Origin of the sequence: Rhizobium sp. SG570 (assembly GCF_012275345.1) — a bacterium.
Classification (GTDB): Bacteria; Pseudomonadota; Alphaproteobacteria; order Rhizobiales; family Rhizobiaceae; genus Rhizobium; species Rhizobium lusitanum.
Genome location: NZ_JAAZQI010000004.1, coordinates 354,123 through 377,265 on the forward strand (window position 1 = coordinate 354,123; position 23,143 = coordinate 377,265).

Here is a 23,143-nt window from a genome sequence, read left to right on the forward strand (position 1 = left end):
TTCCGGCCTCCTCCATCGTGCGCATTCGCTCCCACCTCAATCCATCGGCTGGGCGGCGCGAGCGCGTTCGATGGCGGCACCAAGCTCCTGCCAGGCGGGTCTATCGGGGGCGAAGCGGGCGCGTAGATAGGTGGCGAGGTCGGTCAGTTGGCGATCACTCAGGCTTTCGCCATAAGCTGGCATGGACATGATCTCGGCGGCATCGGCACCTGCCTTCTGGGCAAGCAGCGCCGGAGCTTCCGCCCCGTGCATCATCGTCAGCAGGACATTGTCGGGTCGGTCAGCGTGCAGGTTGCTATTGAAGGTGAGCGATCCGAGCGGTGAAGTTTCGGTGTGACAGGCTGAACAGGCACCCTCGAATAGCCTTGCTCCCACCGGCGCGATGCGTGCCGCCATCGCCTCGGCCGCCTTTGTGGCAGCGAGCGCGGTCGTTTGCTGCGCGGCCGCACCGTCTTCGGTTTGGCCAGAGAAACTTGCCAGATACGTCGCCATGGCCTGGATATCGCTGTCGGGAAGGGGAGCAAGCGCCTTGACGACCGCGCCCATCGGCCCGCCGGCGCTGCCATGGCCCTTGGCGGTGCCGGTGCGCAGATAGTCGTAGAGAGCGGTTTGGCTCCAGCCGACGGGGGCAAGACCGGCACCGTTCAGCGCCGGTGCATTCCAGCCCTCCGCGACACCGCCCGCAAGATGGAACTCGCCCTTCTTCTCGGCGCCGAGCACGTTGCGCGGCGTATGGCAGGCGCCGCAATGGCCGAGGGTTTCGACGAGATAGGCGCCGCGGCTCCAGGCTTCACCTTTCGTTGCGTCCGCCGGCACCGTCTTTCCGCTCATAAAGAGCATGTTCCAGCCGGCCAGCAATGGCCGGATGTTGAAGGGAAAGCGCAAGGCATTGTCCTTGGTCTTTGTGGCAGAAGGTGCCTGCGTCATCAGGAAGGCATAGAGCGCCTGAAGATCCGCATCGGTGGCACCGGCAAAGGACGGATAGGGATGCACGGGATAGAGATGTTTTCCATCACGGCGCACGCCTTGTCGCATCGCCCGTTCGAAGGCTGGATAGGACCAGGCGCCGATGCCGCTTTTGGCGTCGGGCGTGATGTTCGTGGCATGGACCACGCCAAACGGCGTGTCGAAGGCGCGGCCGCCGGCAAAGGGTGTTCCGTCCGGTCCGGTGTGACAGACATTGCAGGCACCGACCGCCGCCGCCAGCCGTCCGCGTTCGATCGTGGCGGCGCTGTAGGTGCCGGGGTCCGGTCGCGTGATCTCGGGATAGGCCCCGCGCCAAGGCGAGGCGGCGAGAATGCCGCCGGCAAGCACACCTGCGACGATGCCGCCTGCGCCAGCGAGCGTCGATCCGCGCCGCCACCATGGTTTCTTGACCGGTGTCGGCGGAGCGAGTGCAGGATGTGTTTCGCCAAGGGCTGCTAGCACGCGCTCCGGTGTCAGCGGCAGTTCGCGGAATCGAATGCCGGTGGCGTCGAAGACGGCGTTGACGATGGCTGCAGCCGATGGGACCGACGCGGATTCACCGGCGCCACGCGGTTCTTCGTCCTGCCGCAAAAGCATCAGCACGTCGATCTCAGGCACTTCCGGGAAGGTGATGATCGGATAGCCGCCCCACTCCGCGCTCTCGACCGCGGTGCTGGAGAAATCCACCTTCTCCTTCAAGACGCGGCTGGTGGACTGGATGACATTGCCGTGGATCTGGTGACGCACGCCATCCGGATTGATCATCATGCCGGAATCCTGGCCGACCGTCACGCGCGTGACCGCGATTTCGCCGGTCTTGCGGTTGACGGCGACATCGGCGACCCAGGCCGACCAGGCGGCCGGCGTTCCCGGAAACTTGCCGTGGACATAGAGCGCGTAAGCAAAGCCCCGGCCATAGAGCAGGTCGCCTTCGCCGCCCATCGTTCCCGGCTCAGTGCGCGGCGTCCAGCCGGCGCGCGCGCTCACCGCATAGACCAGATCGACCGCTCTTGGATCCTTCAGGTAGCGCAGCCGGTATTCGATTGGATCGACTTTGGCCGCGAAGGCGAGTTCGTCGATATAGCTTTCATGCGCGAAGCTGTTCGGCATGGCTGAGACGCCGCGAAACCACGACGCCCGCGCGATCGGCGGCATGTCCTGCACGGCGATGCGCATATTGCTGAAAGCATAGGGCGGGATCGCCGTGCGGTCGCCCATATCCGATGTTGCCGCGATGTTCGAGGCTTTGCCGGTCAGGATCAGGGCAAGCGTCGGCGACAGGTTCGACGGATAGCGCGTCTCGAAATCATAGGCCGCCGGCCCGCCTTCGAAATCGAGCCCGCCGCGCACATCGATCACCTGCGCGGCGCCCTTCGGTTCCCAGCCATGCTCCTGTTCGCGGGTGAGCTGCACGCGCACCGGCCGGCCGACTGCGCGCGACAAAAGGGCGGCATCGGCGGTCACGTCGTCAGCGCAATTGCGCCCGTAGCAGCCGGCCGCCTCCAGCCGCTCGACGAGAACAGCCTCTTCCGGCATGTCAAGAAGAAGCGCCAGATCACGGCGCATCGGATATGGGTTTTGCGTTCCGGACCAGACGACCAATCGCTCCGGGCGCCAATCGGCAACGGCGCAGGATGGGCCGATAGAGCCGTGCATCTGATAGGGCCAGACGTAGCTGCGATCAAAACGCGGCGAGGCGCCTTCGAGTGCGCGGTCGACATCGCCCTGATCGGCTAGAATGCGCTTCTTGGCCGGATTGTCGCGCAGCGCCTGCTCGGGATTGTTGAGGTCGGGCAGAAGTGGCGGATCGCGCCATACGACCTCGAGCCGGCGTGCGGCCTCGGCGGCGTTTTCCTCGCGCGTGGCGACGATGCCGACGAAATCGCCGATCGCCACTACGCCGACCAAGCCGGGAATATCCGAGATCGAGGCCTCGTTGACGGAGATCAGGCTATGGCCGACATGGGGGCCATGGTCGAAGCCGACATAGGGCGGGCGGACGACGCGGCCATGCAGCATATCCGGCACGCGGACATCATGGACATAGGTCCATTGTCCCGTCGCCTTTGCGGCGATGTCGTTGCGTGGCTGCGGCTTGCCGACGATCCTGTAGTTTTCTACCCGCTTCAATGGCGCGGTAACGTCGATGGCGATCCGCTCATGGCGCCCGGCGATCAGCTCGCCGAAGGTGATCGACCAATTGGCCGGTGCTTCGGGGTGAATGATGCCTTCTTCGACCGTGAGTGTCTGCGGTGCTTCGCCATATCGAAGGGCAGCTTGTTCGAGAAGCCATTGCCGCGCGGTTGCCGCAGCCTGGCGCAGCGGTATCGCTGTCACCTGTATCGTTTCGCTGGCGATCGTCGCACCCTGATCGGGTGCCGCCGTCGTGCTGCCGAGCACCATCCGGACCCGCTCGAAAGGCAGATCGAGCTCTTCCGCGACGATCTGCGCCAGGGCCGTCCGGATGCCTGTGCCAAGATCGACATGGCCGTTGAAGGCGCTTGCGGTCCCATCGGGATGAAGGGCAAGGAAAATGTCGAACTGAAGCGCGCCTCCAGGCTTGACCACCAGCAGGATTTCATCCGCTTCGAGATAGCGGGTGCGGGGCGTCTCTTGGAGTGCGGTCATGGCGCATCCTCCGCGATCACCCACAAGGGGAGGGCAGCCATCAGTTCGCTGGCCCGCCGGGCCGCTGCGAGAATCTCGATATGCGTGCCGCAGCGACAGAGGTGGCGGCTGAGGGCCGCGCGAATGGCACTTTCGTCCGGCTGCGCGTCGCGCAGGAGCAGGGCCGTGGTCGCGATAATCATGCCGTTCAGGCAATAGCCGCATTGCGCGGCCTGTTGCTCGATGAAGGCCTGTTGCACCGGATGCGGCTTGTCCTTTGTGCCAAGACCTTCGAGGGTGACGATGGCGCGTCCCTCGGCGGCGGCAACCGATATCGTGCAGGCCCGCACGGCGCGCTTGCCGATCAGCACCGCACAGGCGCCGCATTCGCCGAGGCCGCATCCGAATTTCGGCCCGTTGAGACCGAGATCGTTGCGCAGGATATAGAGGAGAGGCGTTTCGGGAGGCAGGTCGAGCGTGTGGCAGTGCCCATTGACAGTAAGAGCGATCGGACGAGTCTTCACCGCAGCTCCCTTCCTGACGCGAAAGCAATGGAAGGGCTCGCCGTTCCCTGCCGTCCCGGAACAATCCCGCCAACCGCAGAGGATGGCAGGACGCCACGCGAAATCGGGCGGTCGCAGCCGCGCGTTGTCAGGATTCTCATAGGCTCTGTTCCCAAGGGTCTTGGCCGCCCTTCGTTTGTATACGAATGATTGCCGCGGGGTGGCCGTCTGTCAATGGGCAAAGCTTGAAAACTGTATGACGGTGATGTCGTGTTATTTTTGGCGCGGTGGAGCAGCCGATCGGGGTTGAACGCCAATTGGGTGCTCCAGCGACCGAACAGCCGGGGCGAGATCACGCTGCGCTTGGCGGACCCGATGGAATATCCGCCGATCGATCCAAATATTTCATCGCCGATCCCGGCGGGACAGATCTTGCGACCATGATCGTCGGCGTGCGGGTCAACCGTGATATCCTCGCCCAATCGCCCTGGTGATTGATGGAGACCGGCGGCACGCCTGTTTGCAGGGTGCCCAGCATGCTGAGCGGCACGAGCTTGTCGGCGGTCGACGACTTCGCATACAAATGCGAGAGCGCGCCAGCGGAGAGGGCAAAGCGCGGGTCGAGTTCCAGGACGACGTGCTGTTGGCTGACTTGCGTAAAAAGCGTCGCAACCTGCGCAAGACGGCCAAGGAACTGTGCTTGTTGTCGAAGACACAGGTCCCGGCATCCGGCCGGAGGAATCCGAAGCGGTTCTAAGGCGATTTTATAGAGCAGAACGCAGCAGGCACTCTCCGGGTAACGGGCCGGGCCTTAGCCTGGTTGCGGCAATCGCGCGGCTTCACAACATGGATCTGGCCATCGACCAGTGACCTGCGGGATCGCGCATTCGTCTCATCACGCGTTGACCGAATACGAACCCAAAATCATCGCAAGCGCATATTGCAAGACGCAAACAGCGGCTTTCTTCCTTCCGTCGCCGTTCCCGTGCGGACACCACTGGCTACGATAGCGCTTGAGCTCCAAGCTATACTTACGAAAATGTAAGAATATTACCGCCTTGAGGACATAATGATCTGCGAAGCTTGCGAACTTTCGATGTCCTGCATCTTTCGACGGCAGGAGCCGATGCAAGCAACGAAGATCAAGAAAGAGTACCGGCATCGGTTCGCCTCAGCATCGGGCGGCGTCATATTGGATTTTCCGCAGAAACGAGAATGAGACCATGATCAAACTACTAAAGACATCTATTTGGATCGCCGGTATCTCGATGGTGCTTCTCGGCTCGCATCTGAGTGCGATCCAGCTTACGGATAATTTCGACGAGGTGGTGCCGGGTCAGCTCTATCGTTCCGCGCAGCCTTCCCAGGCCGATATTGACAATTATGTGAAGCACTATGGTATCCGGACCATCATCAACCTTAGAGGCAGGAGCGACGCCCTTTGGTATAAGGACGAGATCGGTGCCTCACAGCATGCCGGTATCTCCCATATTGATTTTGCGTTGCCACCATCTAAGGAAGTAACACCAGCGCAGGCCAACCGGCTAGTCGCCATTCTGCGCGATTCACCAAAGCCGATCCTTGTTCATTGTGAAACCGGTGCCGACCCTACCGGCCTCGTGTCGGCCATTTATCTTCAGCAAATCGCGGGTGTTGACGAGAAAAGGGCGGAAGGGCAGCTATCGATCCTCTATGGTCACTTAGGGATCCCCTATCTTTCGTCCACCTATGCGATGGACGAAAGCTGGGAACAGCTTGAAAAGCGCTTTGGGCTGAAAAGCTAGGAGCAGGTTGCTTGGTGCTGGATATTTCCAACGGACTTTTTTGGCGCTTCTCGTTCCGGTTGGGCTATGGGTTTGTTCAAGAAGCTCCGGAACCGGCCGCGCTTATCCCATTTGCCGACCTTCAGCGCTCGTGGCGGGCGGCGTAATCGGCACCCTGTGAACCCTATTTTATTGTGCGCTCGGCTCGTGTCACCATCCCGTTGAGAAGCAGGTCAACGTGTCCGTCGATGAAGGCTTTTACGTCGCGAGGTTTTCGATCGGCGAACAACATGTACCAAAAGCTCAGCATTATCGCAGGACTGAGGGTAAGTTCGGGGATTTGCAAAGCAGCAGAAGCCCGCAGTTCGCCGGCGGCTACTCCCTCTTCGAAGAGCTCCCTTGCTGCATCGAACATTGGCGCGATGGTTTCCTCATAGTGGCGATCAACCACCTGCGGAAACCGCGACCCTTCTGATATGATGAAGCGCAGCATTTCTCTCGATCTGCGGTCGAGGACGATCCGTTCGTAAAAGAAATAGAAGAATGCCTTGATGCGGTCCGCGTAGGGGCCGGTGAGCGTCTTCAGCTGAGCTCTTAAATCGGCAAACGGAACCGCCATGTGCTTGAACATTGCCTCGAAAAGAACCTCTTTCGTCTCAAAATAGAAATACACTGTTCCTTTGGTCACTCCGACCCGAGCAGCGATATCTTCGACGCGGGTTGCCACATAGCCATGAGCAACGAATTCCTCAAAAGCGGCGTCCAGGATCTCCAACGGCCTGGCAGCCTTTCGCTGCGCACGCACCCCGAGCTTTTTTTTCTCCGCCATTATCCCTCCGACAGGCATTCCAATGCTGACGAGAAACCATCTCATTGACTAATCGGTTAGTCAAGTTTATCTGTCCGAAAACGTAAAGTGGTTCGGTGTTCGATCGGGGCCTTCATGGGAATTTCCAGAAATCTAATGTGGCTGGCGATGTCGGCAGCCATTCTTTCGTCATGTAGCGAAAAGAGCGGTGATCACTCGGCTGTCAGCCGGGAAGTGCGCACCGTGAGCGCCGAGCTCTCCAGCTATGCCTCCAATACGGCGGTGACCGGCGAAGTCAGAGCGCGGATTCAATCGGAATTGTCTTTCCGCGTCAGCGGCCGGATCATTGAGCGATCGGTGGACGTCGGTTCCAAGGTCAAGGCCGGTCAGGTTCTGGCGAAGATCGATCCCCAGGAGCAGCAAGCGGATGTCGATGTCGCAACGGCGAGCCTCCATTCGGCCGAAGCTCAGCTGATGCAGGCCAAACTTGCCTCGGATCGCCAGAAAAGTCTTTTCGCAAATCAAGTGACGACCCGCGCCAGCTATGACGCGGCGCAGGAAGCGCTTCTGACCGCGCAAGGCACGCTCGACGCGGCGCAGGCTCAGCTCGGGACCGCCAGGGACGCGCTTTCGTTCACGGAGTTGCGGGCAGATGCCGATGGTGTGATTACGGCACGCAATGCCGAGGTGGGGCAGGTGGCACAAGCCGCCCAGTCGGTGTTTACGCTTGCCCATGACGGACCGCGCGATGCGGTCTTTAACGTATTCGAATCGCTGTTCCTTCAAAAGTCCAAAGCGGATGTTCAGGTAAGCCTTCTGTCGAGCCCCGAAAAACGGATATCGGTGCCCGTTCGCGAGGTGTCTCCCACAATCGATTCCGCCACGGGCACGATCCGCGTGAAAGTGGGCCTCGATAAAAGCGGCGACAGCATGCCGCTCGGTGCGGTGGTCGTCGGCACGTTCACGGCGCAGCCACGCCAGGCGATCCTGCTGCCATGGAGCGCAATGACCTCGAGCGGCGGCACGCCTGCCGTCTGGGTTGTCGATCCATCCAAGCAGACGGTCTCGATGAAGAAGATCGATGTCGCGGAGTATCAAACGGGCAAGTTCGCCGTCAGCAGCGGTCTTGAGCCGAAGGAGCTGGTCGTCGTTGAAGGAGGCAAGTTCCTCCGGCCCGGGCAGCAGGTATCGGCCACACCGGAGACGAAATAATGAATAAACGCTCGATCATCGCGATCTCCGCAATAGCCGTCGCCCTTGCCTCCTGCGGGCAGAAAACCGATGCTCCACCGGAGAAAATCCGTCCACTGTTGTCGGTCGTGGTACAGCCGCAAGCGGCCGCCACTCTGAAGCTGGCAGGCGTCGTACAGCCCCGCATTCAAACCGATCTCGGCTTCCGGGTACTCGGCCGCCTCATTGCCAGAGAGGTCGGGGTGGGAGACGTCGTCACCAAGGGACAAGTCGTCGCTGCCATCGACCCATTGTCGCTGCAGCTCGCCGTCCGCAGCGCGCAGGCCGATCTTTCGAACAGCCAGGCGCAATTGGCCAACGCCTCCACGACCGCGCAACGGCAGCAGGCGCTTGCGGACGCGAAATCCGGCAGCGAGGCAGCTCTCGAGAGCGCACAGCAGGCCGAAAAAACCGCCAGCGCCGCCGTTGCCAAGGCGCAGGCTAATCTTGCAAAGGCGGAAGAACAGCTTGGATATGCGCAGTTGAAAGCCGAGTTCGATGGTGTCGTCACGGCGACATCGGCGGAAGTCGGACAGGTGGTGTCCGCGGGCGATACCGTTCTGACGGTCGCCCAGCCCGACCTCCGCGACGTGGTCGTCGATATTCCGGAAGCTGACATGCAGGGTCTGAAGATGGGCTCGCCGTTCGAGATCGCCCTTCAGCTCGACACCACCATTCGCGCCAGCGGCACGGTTCGCGAGATCGCTCCGGAAGCCGAGGCGGCAACCCGCACGCAGCGTATCAAGATCGGTCTGAACAATCCGCCGTCGGCCTTCCGGCTCGGCTCGGTCGTCACCGTCACGGCAACGACCGATGCCTCGCCGACGATCTCCGTCCCGCCACCGGCAATTCTGCAGAAAGATGGCAAGGCGAGCGTCTGGGTCGTCGATCCGGAGAAAAAAACCGTTTCGCTGCACTCGGTGGAAATCGCAAAACCGGATGGCGACGAAAGCCCGGTCACCGTTCTGTCGGGGCTGAAGCCCGGCGACCGTATCGCGATAGCCGGTGTCAATCACCTCTCCGAAGGCCAGCAAGTCAGAATTAATCAGGAGACGACCCCTTGAAGACGTTTAACCTCTCAGATTGGGCGCTCGAGCATCGCTCCCTCGTCTGGTATTTCATGATCGTCTTCATCATCGCCGGGGTTTTCTCCTACGTCAGCCTGGGACGCGAGGAAGATCCGAATTTCACGATCAAGACGATGGTCATCCAGGCCCAATGGCCGGGTGCATCCGCCGAGGATGTGACGAAACAGGTCACCGATCGCATCGAAAAGAAGCTCCAGGAACTGCCGTCGCTCGATGTGACGCGCAGTATCACGACCGCCGGACAGACGATTGTCTTTGTCGACCTCCTGGCAACAACGAAAGCGAAGGATGTCGCCGGAACCTGGGTGCGCATCCGCAACATGATCGCCGATATCAAGGGCGACTTCCCGTCCGGCGTCGTCGGCCCGTTCTTCAACGACCGGTTCGGTGATGTCTTCGGCAACATCTTTGCCTTCACCAGCGACGGCCTCTCGCAGCGACAGCTGCGCGACCGGGTCGAGGATGCCCGTTCGAAGATCCTGACTGTGCCCAATGTCGGTAAAGTCGACGTCATCGGCGCTCAGGACGAGGCAATCTACCTGGAATTCTCGACCCGCAAGATCGCAGCTCTCGGCATCGATCGGCAAGCTGTGATTTCGACGTTGCAAGCGCAGAACGCAGTGACGGCGTCGGGCTTTGTGGAAGCTGGCCCCGAGCGCATCGCTTTGCGCGTCGGAGGGCAGTTCACGTCCGAGGAGAGCCTGCGCGCCATCAACCTTCGCGTCAACGATCGCTTCTTCCCGCTGACGGATATCGCGACGATCAAACGCGGCTATGTCGATCCGCCGTCTTCGCTCTTCCGTTTCAACGGCCAGCCGGCAATCGGTCTGGCGATCGGCATGAAGGACGGATCGAACCTGCTGGAATTCGGCAAGGCCCTCGAAAAGGAGATGGGCGTCATCGTCGGCGATTTGCCTATCGGCGTCGACGTCCATCAAGTGTCCGATCAGCCGGCCGTGGTCGATGAGGCGGTGTCGGGCTTCACGCGCGCACTGTTCGAAGCGATCGTCATCGTTCTCGCCATCAGCTTTATCAGCCTCGGGCTTCGCGCCGGTCTCGTGGTGGCGATCTCGATCCCGCTGGTGCTGGCGATTACCTTCCTGGTCATGGCCTATTCGGGAATATCGCTGCAGCGTATCTCCTTGGGCGCGCTTATCATCGCGCTTGGCCTTCTCGTCGACGATGCCATGATCGCGGTGGAAATGATGGTGGCGCGGCTGGAATTGGGAGACGACCTGCGCAAGGCAGCCACTTACGTCTACACCTCCACCGCCTTTCCGATGCTGACCGGCACGCTGGTCACGGTCGCCGGCTTCATTCCGATCGGCCTCAACGACAGCGCCGCCGGTGAATTCACCTTTACGCTATTCGTCGTCATTGCTGTCTCGCTCCTCGTCTCCTGGATCGTGGCGGTCCTGTTCACGCCGTTGCTCGGTGTCAGCATCCTGCCGAAAACGATGAAGCAGCATCACGAGAAGAAGGGCAGGTTCGCGTCGATCTTTGCAGCCGCGCTCGATCTCGCCATGCGCTTCCGCTACGTCACGATCATCATCACGGTTGCCGCTTTTGGGCTTTCCGTCGCCGGAATGGGCTTCGTCCAGCAGCAGTTCTTTCCGTCTTCCGACCGGCCGGAGCTCGTAGTCGACTGGAATCTGCCGCAAAACAGCTCGATCGGCGAGACGAATCGCCAGATGGCGCAGTTCGAAAAGGACATGCTGGTCGGAAATCAGTCGATCGACCATTGGTCCAGTTATGTCGGCCAGGGCGCCCCGCGCTTCCTGTTGTCGTTCGATGTTCAGCCCGCCGACGTCAGCTTCGGTCAGACGGTCATCGTCACCAAGGGACTGGACGTCCGTGACAAGGTTCGGGCCGATCTTCAGGCCTATCTCAACAAGACCTTCCCCGGAACGGACGCGTTCGTAAAGCTTCTCGATATCGGCCCGCCGGTCGGCAAGCCCGTGCAGTACAGAGTGAGTGGCCCGGACATTCAGACCGTCCGCGATCTTGCGCAGAAGCTTGCGGGCATCGTCGGCACGAACCCCTCTCTCGCGGCCCTGACCTTCGATTGGAATGAGCCCGCACGTGTCGTCAAGGTCGATGTTCTTCAGGACAAGGCACGGCAGCTGGGGGTGACGTCAGAGGACATCTCAACGGCGCTCAACGGTATTGTCGAGGGCTCCAGCACCACGCAAGTCCGTGACGACATCTATCTCGTCGATGTGATCGGCCGCGCTCAGGGATCGGAACGCGGATCGATCGACACGTTGCAGAACCTGCAATTGCCTGGCTCCAATGGCAAATCAGTGCCGCTGTCAGCGGTCGCGACATTCCGCTACGAGCTCGAGCAGCCAGTTGTCTGGCGGCGTAACAGGGTGCCCACGATCACGATCAAGGCCGGCGTCGTCGGCGCGATCCAGCCGGCAACGATCGTCACGCAGCTGGAGCCGAAGGTGGCCGAGTTCGAAAAGACCCTCCCTGTCGGATACTCGGTCGCCGTGGGCGGCGCCGTCGAGGAAAGCGGCAAGGCGCAAGGCCCGATCGCAGCGGTGGCGCCGATGATGTTGTTCGCAATGGCGACCATCCTGATGATCCAGCTTCAGAGCTTCCACCGCCTGTTTCTGGTCTTCGCCGTTGCCCCGCTGGCACTGATCGGCGTCGTCATCGCGCTACTGTCGAGCAATGCGCCCATGGGGTTCGTGGCGATCCTCGGCATTCTCGCACTGATCGGCATTCTGATCCGCAACTCAGTCATCCTGATCGTGCAGATCGAGCATCTAAGAGAGAGCGGCGTGCCCCCCTGGCAAGCCGTCGTCGAGGCGACAGAGCATCGAATGCGGCCGATCCTTTTGACCGCAGCGGCCGCCACGCTCGCGCTGATCCCGATATCGAGGGAAGTGTTCTGGGGACCGATGGCCTACGCCATGATGGGCGGCATCGTGGTCGGCACCGTCCTGACGCTGCTCTTCCTGCCGGCGCTCTATGTCGCGTGGTTCAGGATCAAGCGCACGTCACCCCATGGGAGTGAAGGCGTGCCACACACTTGACGAGGCATAGCGCATCGCCGGTCCGGACGGCGGTGCGCTGGAAATTCCATGTCGCTCGGCCCAACTCGGGCTCGTCGGCACGGGATATGATCCAAGCAGAGGGCTGAAGCTAAGCGAGAACGGTGTCGGCAAAGCTGTTGAGCAGCCGACGTCGGTACAATCCACGAAATAGTGATTTTATCGGATTTCAGCACAATGCAGTTTCTCGCCTCCTTCCGCCGTTTCCCACGGTTGCTTTTCCCGCTTGGCATCCTTCTCATCCTCGGTGCATGTGCCGGACGTCCTGGGCCTGAGGTTCTCAAGGTCGTCTCGGCAAAGAGCGCCGGTACACAAGAAGTTACCCTCTACGCAGCGACGACCAGGACAAAGGACGAGGGAAACGACAACGGGTTTTCCGTGGGACGCGCTGATGATCTGAATTACACCAAATATACGATATCGATCCCGCCGGCTCACAAGGCTTCGACGATCGAATGGCCAAAGGGTGCGCCGAATGCAAAAACCGATTTCGTTGTCACCTCTCAAAGCACACTGACGGCACCGGTCTTTGACAAGGATGTGGCCACCCAACAGATGCGGCACCGGCCCGTCGCCATATTTGTCCATGGCTATAACTATACATTTCAGGAATCGCTTTTCCGGTTGGCGCAAATGGCGGCCGACGCAAAGATGGACGTGGTTCCGATTCTATTCGCATGGCCGTCGCAAGGGGCATTGACGGGCTACGTCGCCGATCGCGAATCCGTACTTTATTCCCGAGATTATCTCGCCTCGCTTCTGGTCTCGATCTCGGCTGATCGAAACAGCGGGGATATCATCCTGTTTGGGCACAGCATGGGTGGATTTTTGATCATGGAAACCGTGCGGCAGCTCAAGCTCGAAGGCCGGGACGATGTCCTGTCGAAGCTGCGCATCGTGCTTGCCGCACCTGACATCGATGCCGACGTCTTTCGCCGGCAGATGGATGTGATTGGCAAACTGAAGATACCGCTAAACCTGCTTGTTTCGAAAGACGACCGTGCGCTTGCCGCGTCCAGCTTTCTTGATGCCAACCATCCGAGGGTAGGACGTCTGGATATCGATGATCCGCAAGTCAGGGAAGCGGCAGTTAGGTTCGGGGTTAAGGTCATCGACATCACATCCGTCAAAGGATCCGATGGGCTTGGCCATGATCGTTTTGTGAGCCTTGCCAAACTTTATCCGCAACTGGCATCGCTCGATGAGCCGGCCAACCGCAGATCCGCTGGACAGGTCGGCGCCTTCATTTTCGACGCGGCGGGAGCCACGGTCGCCAGCCCCTTCAAATTGGTGAGCAAGGTGTTCGACCCTCAATAGGTGAGTTCCTTGATGCTTATGCTGCATCCGTCGAGCGGCGTGGAGCGAACACCTAAGTCAATGAATCCATTAGTTGGAATGCTTGGCCGACGGACACGCCGTGTTTGTCAATGAATGAACACGCAGTGCGGCGCTTGACAGATCCGCGATTGTCAAACAGGATTAGTAAAGCGATTTACTAAAGCGGTTTACAAGACAATGGCGCATGAACGAGCTCCCGGTTTGAAAGATGTGGCGAAAGCCGCCGGGGTATCGGTGACAACTGTCTCGCGCATGCTCAATGGGTCACTCGATCTGCCGGCCGCAACCAAGCAACGCATCGACGAAGCGATCTCCGCGCTAAAATATCAGCCCAACCCTCATGCGCGTCGTTTGAGCCGTGGCCGTTCCGATACGATCGGGCTCGTCGTTCCCGACATCGCGAATCCCTTTTTTGCCACCATGGTTGCCGCCGTCGAGGAGGCAGCCAATGATCTGGGCCTTGCGGTCTCGCTATATGCGACCCTCAATCGCACCGGGCGTGAAGTCGCCTATCTTCGGCTGCTTGAGCATAATCATGTCGACGGCCTTGTTTTCGTGACCAACCATCCGGACGACGGCGAACTGGCGGCACTCATCAATCGAACCGGGAAGGTCATCGTTGTCGACGAAGACGTACCGCTCGCGATGGTGCCCAAGCTTTTTTCCGACAACTTGCAGGGTGGTTATCTCGCGGGCCGTCACCTGGCCGAATTCGGTCATCGTAACGTGCTTTTTGTCGGAGGCCCCGACGCGATGATCAGCACGCAGCGCCGCTTCAATGGATTGCGCAGCGGTCTGCAGGAGCGGTTTGGCGAGGCATTTTCGATCCGGCGCTATAGCGGCGAATATACGGTCGCTTGCGGCCGGGAGATGGCACGGCGTTTCCTTGAGGAAGGATCCCCTGCGACGGCCATTTTTGCCAGCTCGGACGAAATCGCGATCGGCATGATCGAAGTACTGCGCGAACACGGCATCTCCATTCCCAATGATCTGTCGATCATCGGTTTCGACGATGTCAGCCCCTTGCATCTCTTTGCACCACCTTTGACGGCGATCCGCCAGCCGGTGCGTGCCATCGGCCGGCGTGCCCTATCCCTTCTTCTAGAAACAAACTGGCAAGAGAGCGAGGTGCTTGCCACCGAGGAACTGGTGCCGGTCGAAATCGTCGTGCGGAACTCCGTTGCACCGCCGTCGACCCATAATAAGCAACGGTAACAATAAGCAAAGATAACGAAACCAGAGGATGAGAACATGATGAAACAGATCAGACGTCGGGCGTTCAATACCGCGCTCGCTTTCACAGCCCTTGCCGGTGTCGCCATGAGCGCATCGCTTGCTCATGCCGCGGGCAAGACCTATGCGCTTGTGCAGATCAACCAGCAGGCCCTCTTTTTCAACCAGATCAACGAAGGTGCGCAGAAGGCGGCCGATGCATCGGGCGACAAGCTGGTCATCTTCAACGCCAACAATGACGCCGCGGCGCAAAACAGCGCCATCGAGACTTATATCCAGCAGAAAGTGGACGGCCTGATCGTTGTCGCCATCGACGTGAACGGCATCATGCCGGCCGTCAAACTGGCCTCCGACGCAGGTATTCCGACCGTCGCGATTGACGCTATCCTGCCGGAAGGCCCACAGAAATCGCAGATCGGCGTCGACAACGGCAAGGCAGGTGCCGACATCGGCGCCCATTTCCTCGACTACGTGAAGAAAAACATGGGCGGCAAGGCAAAGGTCGGAATTGTCGGCGCCTTGAACTCCTATATCCAGAACGTTCGTCAGAAAGGCTTTGAAGACGCCATCAAGGGTGATGGGATCGAGACGGTCGGCGTTGTCGATGGCCAGAATATCCAGGATAACGCGCTGGCTGCCGCCGAAAATCTCATCACCGGCAATCCCGACATGACGGCAATCTACGCGACCGGCGAACCGGCTCTTCTTGGAGCGATCGCCGCCGTCCAAAGCCAAGGCAAGCAAGGTAGCATCAAGGTGTTTGGCTGGGATCTCACCGCACAGGCTATCGCCGGCCTTGATGCGGGCTATGTTGTTGCCGTGGTTCAGCAGGATCCGGCAGGCGAAGGCAAGGCGGCCGTCGAAGCGCTTGCCAAGCTGACGTCCGGCGGCAGCGTCCAAAAAAGCATCTCCGTGCCGATCACGATCGTGACGAAGGAGAATGTCGAGCCGTACCGGGCTGTTTTCAAATGATCACAGAGAATCGGCCTGTTCATGCCGGAGCCGGGGAGGCGAAAGCCTCCCCGCAGCCTCCCGGCCGATCGATGCCGACGCCGGCCGTCTCCTTGCGGGGCATCCGAAAGACTTTCGGCTCGCATCAGGCGCTCCGCGGCGTTGATCTTGATCTTTTTCCCGGCGAGTGCCTCGGCCTTGTGGGCGATAACGCCGCAGGCAAGTCCACGCTTACTAAGATTATCTCCGGCACTTATCTGCCGGATGAGGGGACGATTTCATTGAACGGCGAAGAGGTCCGCCTTTCCGGTCCGGCGGACGCTCGCGACCGCCATATCGAGATGGTTTTCCAGGACTTAAGCCTCTGCGATCATATCGATGTCGTCGGCAATCTCTTCCTCGGGCGCGAGCTGACCAAGGGGCCGTTTCTTGACCGCAAGAGAATGTTGGTCGAGGCTCGCGGGATGTTGGATGCCTTGGAAATCCGCATTCCGCGCCTTTCGGCCAAGGTCGAGAAACTGTCCGGCGGCCAGCGCCAGGCGATCGCGATTGCGCGCGCTGCCTCTTTCAATCCGCAGGTTCTGATCATGGATGAGCCAACATCGGCTCTGGCAGTGGCTGAGGTCGAGGCGGTCCTTTCCCTGATCAATCGAGTCAAGGCCAAGGGCGTTTCCGTCGTCCTCATCACCCATCGCCTGCAGGATCTCTTCAGGGTCTGTGACAGGATCGCGGTCATGTACGAGGGCACCAAGGTCGCCGAGCGCGATATCGGTAAGACCAATCTCGAGGATCTCGTTAAGCTCATCGTCGGGGGAGAAGGACATTGACCCTCTATACCGAACGCGCCAAGGGTTCGCCGCTGGCCGATTTCTTCGGCGAGCATGCCCAGGTTCTATCCATCGCCTTTTTCTTCCTGGCCTGCCTCGTCTTCTTTTCGCTGACGACCACCACCTTCATGACCGCAGGCAATATTCTCAACATCGTGCGTCAGGCCGCCCCCATTCTCATCGTGGCGATCGCGATGACCATGGTTATCGTCACCGGGGGCATCGACCTGTCGGTCGGCTCCATGTTGGCGCTCATAAATGCGGTGGCCGCGATCACGCTCGCCACGGGCCTGCCCTGGCCCATCGTGTCGCTCGGCATGCTTCTGTTCGGCGGTATTATTGGCCTGCTGCAGGGCTGGTTCATTGCCTATCAGGACATTCCGGCCTTCATCGTCACCCTGGCCGGGCTCTCCATCCTGCGCGGCGTGGCACTCTATCTGACGCAGGGCTATTCGATCCCCATCAATGACGTCCCGGGCTTCTTCTACATGGGACGCGGTGAACTGGCGGGCTTTCCCGTGCCGGCGCTGATCGCAATCGTCATTGCGGTCGTCGGCTATGTCGTCATTGCGGCCACGAAATATGGCCGGCAGATCGTGGCAGTCGGTTCCAACATGGAGGCGGCTCGCCGTGTCGGCATGCCCGCCAAATGGATCGTTGCCTCGGTCTATCTGGTATCGGGCCTTGCGTCCGCGCTGGCCGGATTGTTGATCGCGGCGCGTCTCGGTTCCGGCTCGTCGAATGCCGCCGTCGGTTTCGAACTGCAGGTGATTGCGGCGGTCGTCCTCGGGGGCACGTCATTGATGGGCGGGCGTGGGACGATGATCGGCACGGTGCTCGGGACCATGACCATCGCCGTCATCGGCAACGGCCTGATCCTGATGCATATTTCGCCCTTCTTCACCCAGATCGTCACCGGCGCGATCATCCTCGTCGCCATCTGGCTCAACACTCGCATCTTCACCACCAATTTCCGGTTCGCCCGCAAGAGGAAAGCCTGACATGAAGATCGACGAGCTTTCACCAGGTCATGTGCGCTCCGGCATGGTAATGACCGTGGACGGACCAATTCCGGTATCCGACCTCGGCGTCACGCTGATGCACGAGCATATCCTCAACGACTGCCGCTGCTGGTGGCATGCGCCGAAGACGCCCGAACGGCAATACCTTGCCGAAGGCTTCGTCTGCATGGAAATCTTGAGTGAGCTTCGGCAGGATCCCTTCGTCAACAAGCATAATATTACGCTCGATGATGAAAGGCTTGCTGTCACCGAGCTTCAGGATTTCGCGGGGCTTGGCGGCCAGACCGTCGTCGAACCTACCTGCCAGGGCATCGGACGGGATCCGCTGGCGATGCGGCGCATATCCAAGGCTACGGGATTGAACATCGTCATGGGGGCCGGCTTCTATCTCGGCTCCTCGCATCCGGTAAGGGTCGCCGACATGTCGGTCGGTGATATCGCCGACGAAATCGTCCTTGAAGCCACGGTCGGGGCGGACAATACCGATGTCAGGATCGGCCTCATCGGCGAGATCGGCGTCTCTTCCGACTTTACCGCGCAGGAGGAAAAGTCGCTGCGTGGTGCAGCGCAGGCGCACACACGCACCGGCCTGCCCCTCATGGTGCATTTGCCCGGCTGGTTTCGTTTGGGTCACAAGGTCCTCGACATCGTCTCGTCCGAGGGCGCTGATCTCAGGCATACCGTCCTTTGCCACATGAACCCGTCGCATGACGATCTCACCTATCAGTCGGAGCTGGCCGCCCGCGGCGCCTTCCTCGAATACGACATGATCGGCATGGATTTCTTCTATGCCGACCAGCAGGTGCAGTGCCCGAGCGATGAGGAGGTGGCCCGCGCGATCGTCAAATTGGTCGAGATGGGCCATGCCCGCCGGATACTGCTGTCGCACGACGTCTTCTTGAAGATGATGCTCAAGCATTATGGCGGCAACGGCTATGCCTATATCCTGCGCCACTTCCTGCCGCGACTGAAGCGTCACGGCTTGGATGACAAGATGCTCGACATTTTCATGCGCGCCAATCCACGGTCGGTCTTCGAAGCGACGATCTAACCATCAAGAAAAAACAGAAATGGAAACATCATGACGAAGAAGGTTCTTCTGGTCGGCGAAAGCTGGGTCAGTTCGGCGACGCACTACAAAGGGTTCGACCAATTCGGAAGCGTCACTTTTCATCTCGGCGCCGAGCCGCTCGTCAAGGCTCTCGCAGGCAGCGAGTATGAGTTGACCTATATGCCCGCCCACGAAGCGGTCGAAAAGCTGCCCTTCGAGATGGCGGGACTTGACGTCTATGATGCCATCATCCTTTCCGATATCGGTGCGAATTCTCTTCTTCTGCCACCGGACGTCTGGCTGCATTCCAAGACCGTGCCGAACCGCCTGAAGCTGCTCAAGGCCTGGGTCGAGAAGGGCGGCGGCCTGCTGATGGTCGGCGGCTACTTTTCGTTCCAGGGGATCGACGGCAAGGCCCGCTGGCGTCGCACCGCCGTCGAGGATGTGCTGCCGGTCACATGCCTGCCTTATGACGACCGCGTCGAAATCCCGGAAGGGACCACGGCCGTCATCGAAAAACCGGATCATGCGACCGTCACTGGCATGCCGAAGGAATGGCCTCTGCTCCTGGGTGTCAATGAGGTCGAGGTGCGGGAACGGGCCGACATCGAAGTCATTGCCCGCCTGCCGGACGACCAAGGCGGTCATCCGCTGCTCGTCACAGGCAAATTCGGCAAGGGCCGCACGGCTGCGTGGACGTCGGATATCGGGCCGCACTGGTTATCGCCGGCCTTCTGCGAATGGGAGGGTTACGGACGCCTTTGGAAGAACATTCTCGGTTGGCTGACCGAGAGGTCGTAGGCTCAGCCGCCGGCAAGAATGTCGGCAAGCTCCTGGCGGCTGGGGAATGCGGATCGTGTTCCCCGCCGGCTGACGGTAATGGCCGCGGCCGCCGTCGCATGGCCAATGGCCCTGATGTCGAGCGCGGCGTTTCTGAGCGCCGCCGAGGCGAGGGCGACAGCCATGAAAGTGTCACCGGCACCGGTCGTGTCGACGACGTTAGTGGCATGGGCAGGGACCGTTGCAACGATTTGGTTTGCGTGTGCAAGGATCGCACCTTCGCCGCCGAGCGTCAGAACGTTCTGGGCAACACCGGCTTCGGCAAGGTGGCGAATGGCGTTCTCGCCCGAGGATCCGGTCAAGCTTTCCGCCTCGCCTTTGTTGAGGAAGGCGATGTCGATCAGCGGCCAGAGGTCGGTGAAGTAGGGTCGAAGCGGCGAGGGGTTGAAGGCCGTGGTGAGCCCGCGGCGCCTTGCTTCGGTAAGGATGCCTCGAGTGACATCCTGGCTGAGGTTGCCTTGCAACACGACGAGGTCGCCGGCTGCGGCGTCGTCCAGCGGTGCAAGAGCCTCGGAAAGGGACAGCGCTTCGGCGGAAGCCGTGGTGGTTACGATGGCGTTTTCGCCGTCGGGAGTGGTGAAGATGATGGAAAAGTCGCTGGAGCGGGCGGGACTGCCCGACAGCCGGGCATGCAGGGTTTCTCCGGCAAGCTGGTCGCGGATCGTCTGGGCGCGAAAATCCTCGCCAACAGCTGCGACGAGCGTCGTGGAGAGGCCGGTCCGGCTCATCACGACTGCCTGGTTGGCGCCCTTGCCGCCTAGGTCGCGGGTTTCCTCCCGACCAAGGATAGAGGCGCCCGCTTCGGGCATCGATAATACGGATATGGTTTCGTCGATGGCGACGTTACCGATGACATAGGCACGCATGGCACACCTTCGGAAGGGAAAGAGAAATGCAACTGATATCGGACAGAGCTTCAAGCGCCATAAGGGAAATATTCGGGACTGACAAGGCGCTGATCGGCATGATTCATTGCCCGGCCTTTCCGGGCGCGCCGCGTTATCGCAGTGCCGCGATGGACACGATCTATGACGCCTGCATGCGCGATGCGGAAGCGCTTGTCAAAGGTGGCATGCATGGGCTGATCATTGAAAACCACGGTGATATTCCCTTCTCCAAGCCCGAAGACATCGGACACGAGACGGCCGCCTTCATGTCTGTTATCACGGATCGCATTGCCCGTGCCGTCGGTGTGCCGCTTGGCATCAATGTGCTTGCCAATGCGCCTATCCCCGCCTTCGCGATTGCCATGGCCGGAGGCGCGCGCTTCATCCGCGTCAATCAATGGGCCAATGCCTATGTCGCCAATGAGGGCTTTATGGAGGGCCGGGCTGCCGAGGCGATGCGTTATCGGTCGCTGCTGCGCGCCGAGCATATAAGGGTTTTTGCCGACAGCCACGTGAAGCATGGCGCGCATGCCATCACCGCAGACCGGACGATCGATGAATTGACGCGCGATCTTGCCTTCTTCGATGCCGACGTGGTGATTGCCACCGGCCAGCGAACGGGCAATAGCGCGACGATTGAAGAGATCGAGGAAATCGGCGCGGCAACGCATCTGCCGCTGCTCGTCGGATCCGGCGTCACCAAGGACAATATCGTTGAAATCCTCAGGCGTACGAACGGCGTCATTGTCGCCTCCTCGCTCAAAGAGGGGGGTGTCTGGTGGAACCCAGTCGATCCAGCCCGCGTCGCAGCTTTTGTGGCCGCTGCTGCACCCGGCCTGGAGGCGTGAGCAAATGATGCAAAGCCTCTCCGACCAGATGCTCGAAGAAAACCGCGATATATTCGATGCCATGGTTCATCATCGATTTGTCGAGGACATCAAGGCTGATCGACTGCCAGTCGCCGCTTTCGAGCGCTATCTGGTTTTCGAAGGCGCCTTTGTCGATACCGCGATCGCGATCTTCGCCTATGCCACCGCCAAAGCGGAGACGATGGCGCAGAAGCGCTGGCTGATCGGCGTGCTCGACGCTTTAGCCAATCAGCAGATCGCCTATTTCGAAAAGACCTTCGTCATCCGTGGCATTGATCCGGCCAGCTATGACACCAGCCGCGAGGATGTCGCCGCTTTCCGCGACGGGATGCTGGCGATCGCGCGCAATGGCGGCTTCCTCGATACGATTGCGGCGATGTTTGCCGCCGAATGGATGTACTGGACCTGGTCGAAGACCGCCAGCAGATGCACGATCAACGATCCGCTTCTGAAGGAATGGGTTGCGCTCCACGCCGAACCGGCATTCGAGGCGCAGGCGCGATGGTTGAAGACCGTGCTGGACGAAGCCGGCGAGACGCTGGATGCCGCCGAGCGCAAACGCCTGAGCATGATTTTCGGACTGGTGCAACGCTTGGAGATCGATTTCCATGAGGCGGCCTATTCCTAGAACCTCAGAGATGACCCGGGGTTAGCAATCAATGGGCCCGATCGCTCACCTTTTTCATCTGCACCGCAAACACTTGGCGCTTCCGACCATCGTCAATGCCGTACCGCCGCTGTGGCAACCTGGCACGAAATCGTGTTGTCGATTGCCCTCATAGGTAGGTCCACAACTCTGATCATTCTGTGTCCCTGTCCAGATTAAGCCGAAGCCTCCAATCAGCCTGCTCGCCGCCAGGTAATCATGGAGCTGGTAATATAGTTCCAGCCTGCACCAATGACGGCTCCCGCCAGGCCGGCGAGCCACCATTGCGGCTCCCGACTGTAAAAAAGTGACGACACACCGGTCCCTGCGAGAACTCCAATGCTGCAAAATGTCGAGAACAACATCAAGCCTGTCAGGAATCGCACGCCGCGGCGGCGTCGATCTCTATATGTGAGGGCATTGTTGAACGTGTAATTCGAGACGACTGCGGCCAACATGGCGGCAGCCTGGCTGACCGGAAACTCCAGCCCACCCAGCAGCAGCAGCCGCAAGATAGTCAGGTGAACGACAACACCGCTAAGGCCGACCAAGCCGAACAATAGCATTCGCGAGGAGATAATATCGCCCGACCATTTTGCGACGAGGAGCCCAAGATATTCGAATACCACCAATGCATCCAGTTTGCTCTCGCCGTGAATCCGCGGCCGAAACACGTATGAAATCTCCCCAATTTTCAAGGGAACGGGCGATGACGCAATAATATCCAGCAGGATCTTGAAGCCTTGCTGCGAGAGCTTCGGAGCAAGCTCGTCGATCAGCGCGCGTTTGACCATGAAAAACCCGCTCATCGGATCGGACGTCTCGATCCTCAACAGACGCCTTGCAATCCGGATGGCCATCTGACTTCCCACTTGGCGGACGCCAGTGAACCCCTCAGACGACGAGCCTTCCCCGCCATATCTCGTTGCAACCACCAGATCGGTCCGATTGCTGCGCATCATGGCAAGCATGGCTACCAGCCGTGTTTCATCGTGCTGCAGATCAGCATCCATAACGGCAACGATAGGCGCCGATGTCGAGAGAATGCCCTCTAGGCAAGCACCGGCAAGTCCGCGCCGATGGATCCGTCGGATCCCTCGGATACGCCGATCGGTTAGAGACAGGCTTCGCACGACATCCACGGTCTTGTCGCTTGAATCGTCATCAACGAAAATCACCTCCCATGCGATACCGACAAGCGCAGCCCGAAGGCGTTCGATGAGCGGGACGATGTTTTCACGTTCATTGAAGGTCGGTATGACGATGGAGAGCTCAAAGCCCTCCTGCCGTGGGATTTCGCTCTTTAAGATTGCCAAATCCCCAGGCCATGCGCTGATGGGAGCCAAACGAGATGAAGTCATATGGGTCTAATATTCCTTGGAGGGAAGAGCGAGTCCTGTCGACGAATTCGCGGAAGGTTCGAGCCGAACACATGCGACCGCTTCAGCGGCT

General features: G+C 60.1%; 21 protein-coding genes. 16 read left to right on the forward strand and 5 right to left on the reverse strand.

The annotated features are described in order from the left end of the window. Positions 1-36 precede the first annotated feature (36 nt). Entirely contained in the window at positions 37-3,594 is a 3,558-nt protein-coding gene (locus FHT28_RS11540; protein WP_168596315.1) for a molybdopterin cofactor-binding domain-containing protein, read from the reverse strand. Further along, positions 3,591-4,097, reverse strand: coding sequence for a (2Fe-2S)-binding protein (locus FHT28_RS11545; protein WP_168596316.1), 507 nt, complete (start codon positions 4,095-4,097; stop codon positions 3,591-3,593). Before FHT28_RS11545 ends, FHT28_RS11540 begins: the two co-directional genes overlap by 4 nt. A gap of 296 nt (positions 4,098-4,393) precedes the next feature. Between FHT28_RS11545 and FHT28_RS11550 the strand changes: the two genes are divergently transcribed. The 4 genes from FHT28_RS11550 to FHT28_RS36670 all read left to right on the forward strand — a co-directional run bounded on the left by FHT28_RS11550 (position 4,394) and on the right by FHT28_RS36670 (position 6,006). Then, the gene (locus FHT28_RS11550) at positions 4,394-4,570 is read left to right on the forward strand and encodes a hypothetical protein (protein ID WP_173412389.1); all 177 of its coding nucleotides are present in this window, start codon (positions 4,394-4,396) and stop codon (positions 4,568-4,570) included. Positions 4,571-4,772: 202 nt separating this feature from the next. Next, positions 4,773-4,946: an ATP-binding protein gene (locus FHT28_RS11555; protein WP_168596317.1), complete on the forward strand. Its 174-nt coding sequence runs from the start codon at positions 4,773-4,775 to the stop codon at positions 4,944-4,946. Between the two features lie 353 nt (positions 4,947-5,299). Next, positions 5,300-5,860, forward strand: a complete 561-nt coding sequence (locus FHT28_RS11560) for a dual specificity protein phosphatase family protein (protein ID WP_051963516.1) — start codon at positions 5,300-5,302, stop codon at positions 5,858-5,860. An 11-nt stretch (positions 5,861-5,871) separates the two neighbouring features. Then, positions 5,872-6,006, forward strand: a complete 135-nt coding sequence (locus FHT28_RS36670) for a hypothetical protein (protein ID WP_281408439.1) — start codon at positions 5,872-5,874, stop codon at positions 6,004-6,006. Positions 6,007-6,023: 17 nt separating this feature from the next. Here FHT28_RS36670 and FHT28_RS11565 read toward each other — a convergent pair whose 3' ends face one another. Continuing rightward, on the reverse strand, positions 6,024-6,668 hold the full coding sequence (locus FHT28_RS11565; protein WP_168596318.1) for a TetR/AcrR family transcriptional regulator: 645 nt from the start codon (positions 6,666-6,668) through the stop codon (positions 6,024-6,026). Positions 6,669-6,788: 120 nt separating this feature from the next. Here FHT28_RS11565 and FHT28_RS11570 point away from each other — a divergent pair, with 120 nt between their 5' ends. The 10 genes from FHT28_RS11570 to FHT28_RS11615 all read left to right on the forward strand — a co-directional run bounded on the left by FHT28_RS11570 (position 6,789) and on the right by FHT28_RS11615 (position 19,250). Then, positions 6,789-7,859, forward strand: coding sequence for an efflux RND transporter periplasmic adaptor subunit (locus FHT28_RS11570; protein ID WP_348644983.1), 1,071 nt, complete (start codon positions 6,789-6,791; stop codon positions 7,857-7,859). Next, a complete protein-coding gene (locus tag FHT28_RS11575) occupies positions 7,859-8,941 on the forward strand; it encodes an efflux RND transporter periplasmic adaptor subunit (RefSeq protein ID WP_168596319.1) in 1,083 nt (360 codons plus the stop codon). Before FHT28_RS11570 ends, FHT28_RS11575 begins: the two co-directional genes overlap by 1 nt. Further along, positions 8,938-12,009 (forward strand): efflux RND transporter permease subunit, encoded by a 3,072-nt coding sequence (locus FHT28_RS11580; RefSeq protein WP_092575483.1) that lies wholly within the window; start codon positions 8,938-8,940, stop codon positions 12,007-12,009. Before FHT28_RS11575 ends, FHT28_RS11580 begins: the two co-directional genes overlap by 4 nt. A gap of 195 nt (positions 12,010-12,204) precedes the next feature. Beyond that, positions 12,205-13,344, forward strand: coding sequence for an alpha/beta fold hydrolase (locus FHT28_RS11585; protein ID WP_052211817.1), 1,140 nt, complete (start codon positions 12,205-12,207; stop codon positions 13,342-13,344). 198 nt (positions 13,345-13,542) lie between these two features. Continuing rightward, positions 13,543-14,580 (forward strand): LacI family DNA-binding transcriptional regulator, encoded by a 1,038-nt coding sequence (locus FHT28_RS11590; protein ID WP_047552716.1) that lies wholly within the window; start codon positions 13,543-13,545, stop codon positions 14,578-14,580. 39 nt (positions 14,581-14,619) lie between these two features. Then, positions 14,620-15,570, forward strand: coding sequence for a substrate-binding domain-containing protein (locus FHT28_RS11595; protein WP_112441237.1), 951 nt, complete (start codon positions 14,620-14,622; stop codon positions 15,568-15,570). Continuing rightward, positions 15,567-16,376, forward strand: a complete 810-nt coding sequence (locus tag FHT28_RS11600) for an ATP-binding cassette domain-containing protein (RefSeq protein ID WP_168596320.1) — start codon at positions 15,567-15,569, stop codon at positions 16,374-16,376. Before FHT28_RS11595 ends, FHT28_RS11600 begins: the two co-directional genes overlap by 4 nt. Then, positions 16,373-17,377 (forward strand): ABC transporter permease, encoded by a 1,005-nt coding sequence (locus FHT28_RS11605; RefSeq protein WP_037197077.1) that lies wholly within the window; start codon positions 16,373-16,375, stop codon positions 17,375-17,377. The genes FHT28_RS11600 and FHT28_RS11605 overlap by 4 nt, the downstream gene beginning before the upstream one ends. 1 nt (position 17,378) lies before the next feature. Beyond that, on the forward strand, positions 17,379-18,449 hold the full coding sequence (locus tag FHT28_RS11610) for a phosphotriesterase (RefSeq protein ID WP_210255727.1): 1,071 nt from the start codon (positions 17,379-17,381) through the stop codon (positions 18,447-18,449). Positions 18,450-18,479: 30 nt separating this feature from the next. Next, positions 18,480-19,250: a glutamine amidotransferase gene (locus FHT28_RS11615; protein WP_113102471.1), complete on the forward strand. Its 771-nt coding sequence runs from the start codon at positions 18,480-18,482 to the stop codon at positions 19,248-19,250. 2 nt (positions 19,251-19,252) lie between these two features. Here the strand turns inward: FHT28_RS11615 and FHT28_RS11620 are convergent, their stop codons facing one another. After that, positions 19,253-20,155 carry a PfkB family carbohydrate kinase gene (locus FHT28_RS11620; RefSeq protein WP_168596321.1) on the reverse strand — a complete coding sequence of 301 codons (903 nt, stop codon included), beginning with the start codon at positions 20,153-20,155 and terminating at the stop codon, positions 19,253-19,255. A gap of 26 nt (positions 20,156-20,181) precedes the next feature. Between FHT28_RS11620 and FHT28_RS11625 the strand changes: the two genes are divergently transcribed. Together FHT28_RS11625 and FHT28_RS11630 are read left to right on the forward strand one after the other, a co-directional pair. Continuing rightward, complete coding sequence (locus FHT28_RS11625; RefSeq protein ID WP_113108798.1) at positions 20,182-21,024, forward strand: BtpA/SgcQ family protein; 843 nt, start codon at positions 20,182-20,184, stop codon at positions 21,022-21,024. Positions 21,025-21,028: 4 nt separating this feature from the next. Beyond that, positions 21,029-21,673, forward strand: a complete 645-nt coding sequence (locus FHT28_RS11630) for a TenA family protein (RefSeq protein WP_113102468.1) — start codon at positions 21,029-21,031, stop codon at positions 21,671-21,673. A 212-nt stretch (positions 21,674-21,885) separates the two neighbouring features. On the opposite strand, the gene FHT28_RS11635 is transcribed toward FHT28_RS11630, so the two are convergent. Then, positions 21,886-23,052 carry a glycosyltransferase family 2 protein gene (locus FHT28_RS11635; protein WP_113102467.1) on the reverse strand — a complete coding sequence of 389 codons (1,167 nt, stop codon included), beginning with the start codon at positions 23,050-23,052 and terminating at the stop codon, positions 21,886-21,888. Positions 23,053-23,143 lie beyond the last annotated feature (91 nt).

Excerpts from the sequence above, each read along its gene's own strand:
- FHT28_RS11595 (WP_112441237.1), top strand. The coding sequence starts at position 14,620 with ATGAAACAGATCAGACGTCGGGCGTTCAATACCGCGCTCGCTTTCACA.
- FHT28_RS11540 (WP_168596315.1), bottom strand. The coding sequence starts at position 3,594 with ATGACCGCACTCCAAGAGACGCCCCGCACCCGCTATCTCGAAGCGGAT.
- FHT28_RS11610 (WP_210255727.1), top strand. The coding sequence starts at position 17,379 with ATGAAGATCGACGAGCTTTCACCAGGTCATGTGCGCTCCGGCATGGTA.
- FHT28_RS11575 (WP_168596319.1), top strand. The coding sequence starts at position 7,859 with ATGAATAAACGCTCGATCATCGCGATCTCCGCAATAGCCGTCGCCCTT.
- FHT28_RS11565 (WP_168596318.1), bottom strand. The coding sequence starts at position 6,668 with ATGGCGGAGAAAAAAAAGCTCGGGGTGCGTGCGCAGCGAAAGGCTGCC.
- FHT28_RS11560 (WP_051963516.1), top strand. The coding sequence starts at position 5,300 with ATGATCAAACTACTAAAGACATCTATTTGGATCGCCGGTATCTCGATG.
- FHT28_RS11600 (WP_168596320.1), top strand. The coding sequence starts at position 15,567 with ATGATCACAGAGAATCGGCCTGTTCATGCCGGAGCCGGGGAGGCGAAA.
- FHT28_RS11585 (WP_052211817.1), top strand. The coding sequence starts at position 12,205 with ATGCAGTTTCTCGCCTCCTTCCGCCGTTTCCCACGGTTGCTTTTCCCG.
- FHT28_RS11625 (WP_113108798.1), top strand. The coding sequence starts at position 20,182 with ATGCAACTGATATCGGACAGAGCTTCAAGCGCCATAAGGGAAATATTC.
- FHT28_RS11590 (WP_047552716.1), top strand. The coding sequence starts at position 13,543 with ATGGCGCATGAACGAGCTCCCGGTTTGAAAGATGTGGCGAAAGCCGCC.
- FHT28_RS11630 (WP_113102468.1), top strand. The coding sequence starts at position 21,029 with ATGATGCAAAGCCTCTCCGACCAGATGCTCGAAGAAAACCGCGATATA.
- FHT28_RS11620 (WP_168596321.1), bottom strand. The coding sequence starts at position 20,155 with ATGCGTGCCTATGTCATCGGTAACGTCGCCATCGACGAAACCATATCC.
- FHT28_RS11635 (WP_113102467.1), bottom strand. The coding sequence starts at position 23,052 with ATGACTTCATCTCGTTTGGCTCCCATCAGCGCATGGCCTGGGGATTTG.
- FHT28_RS11615 (WP_113102471.1), top strand. The coding sequence starts at position 18,480 with ATGACGAAGAAGGTTCTTCTGGTCGGCGAAAGCTGGGTCAGTTCGGCG.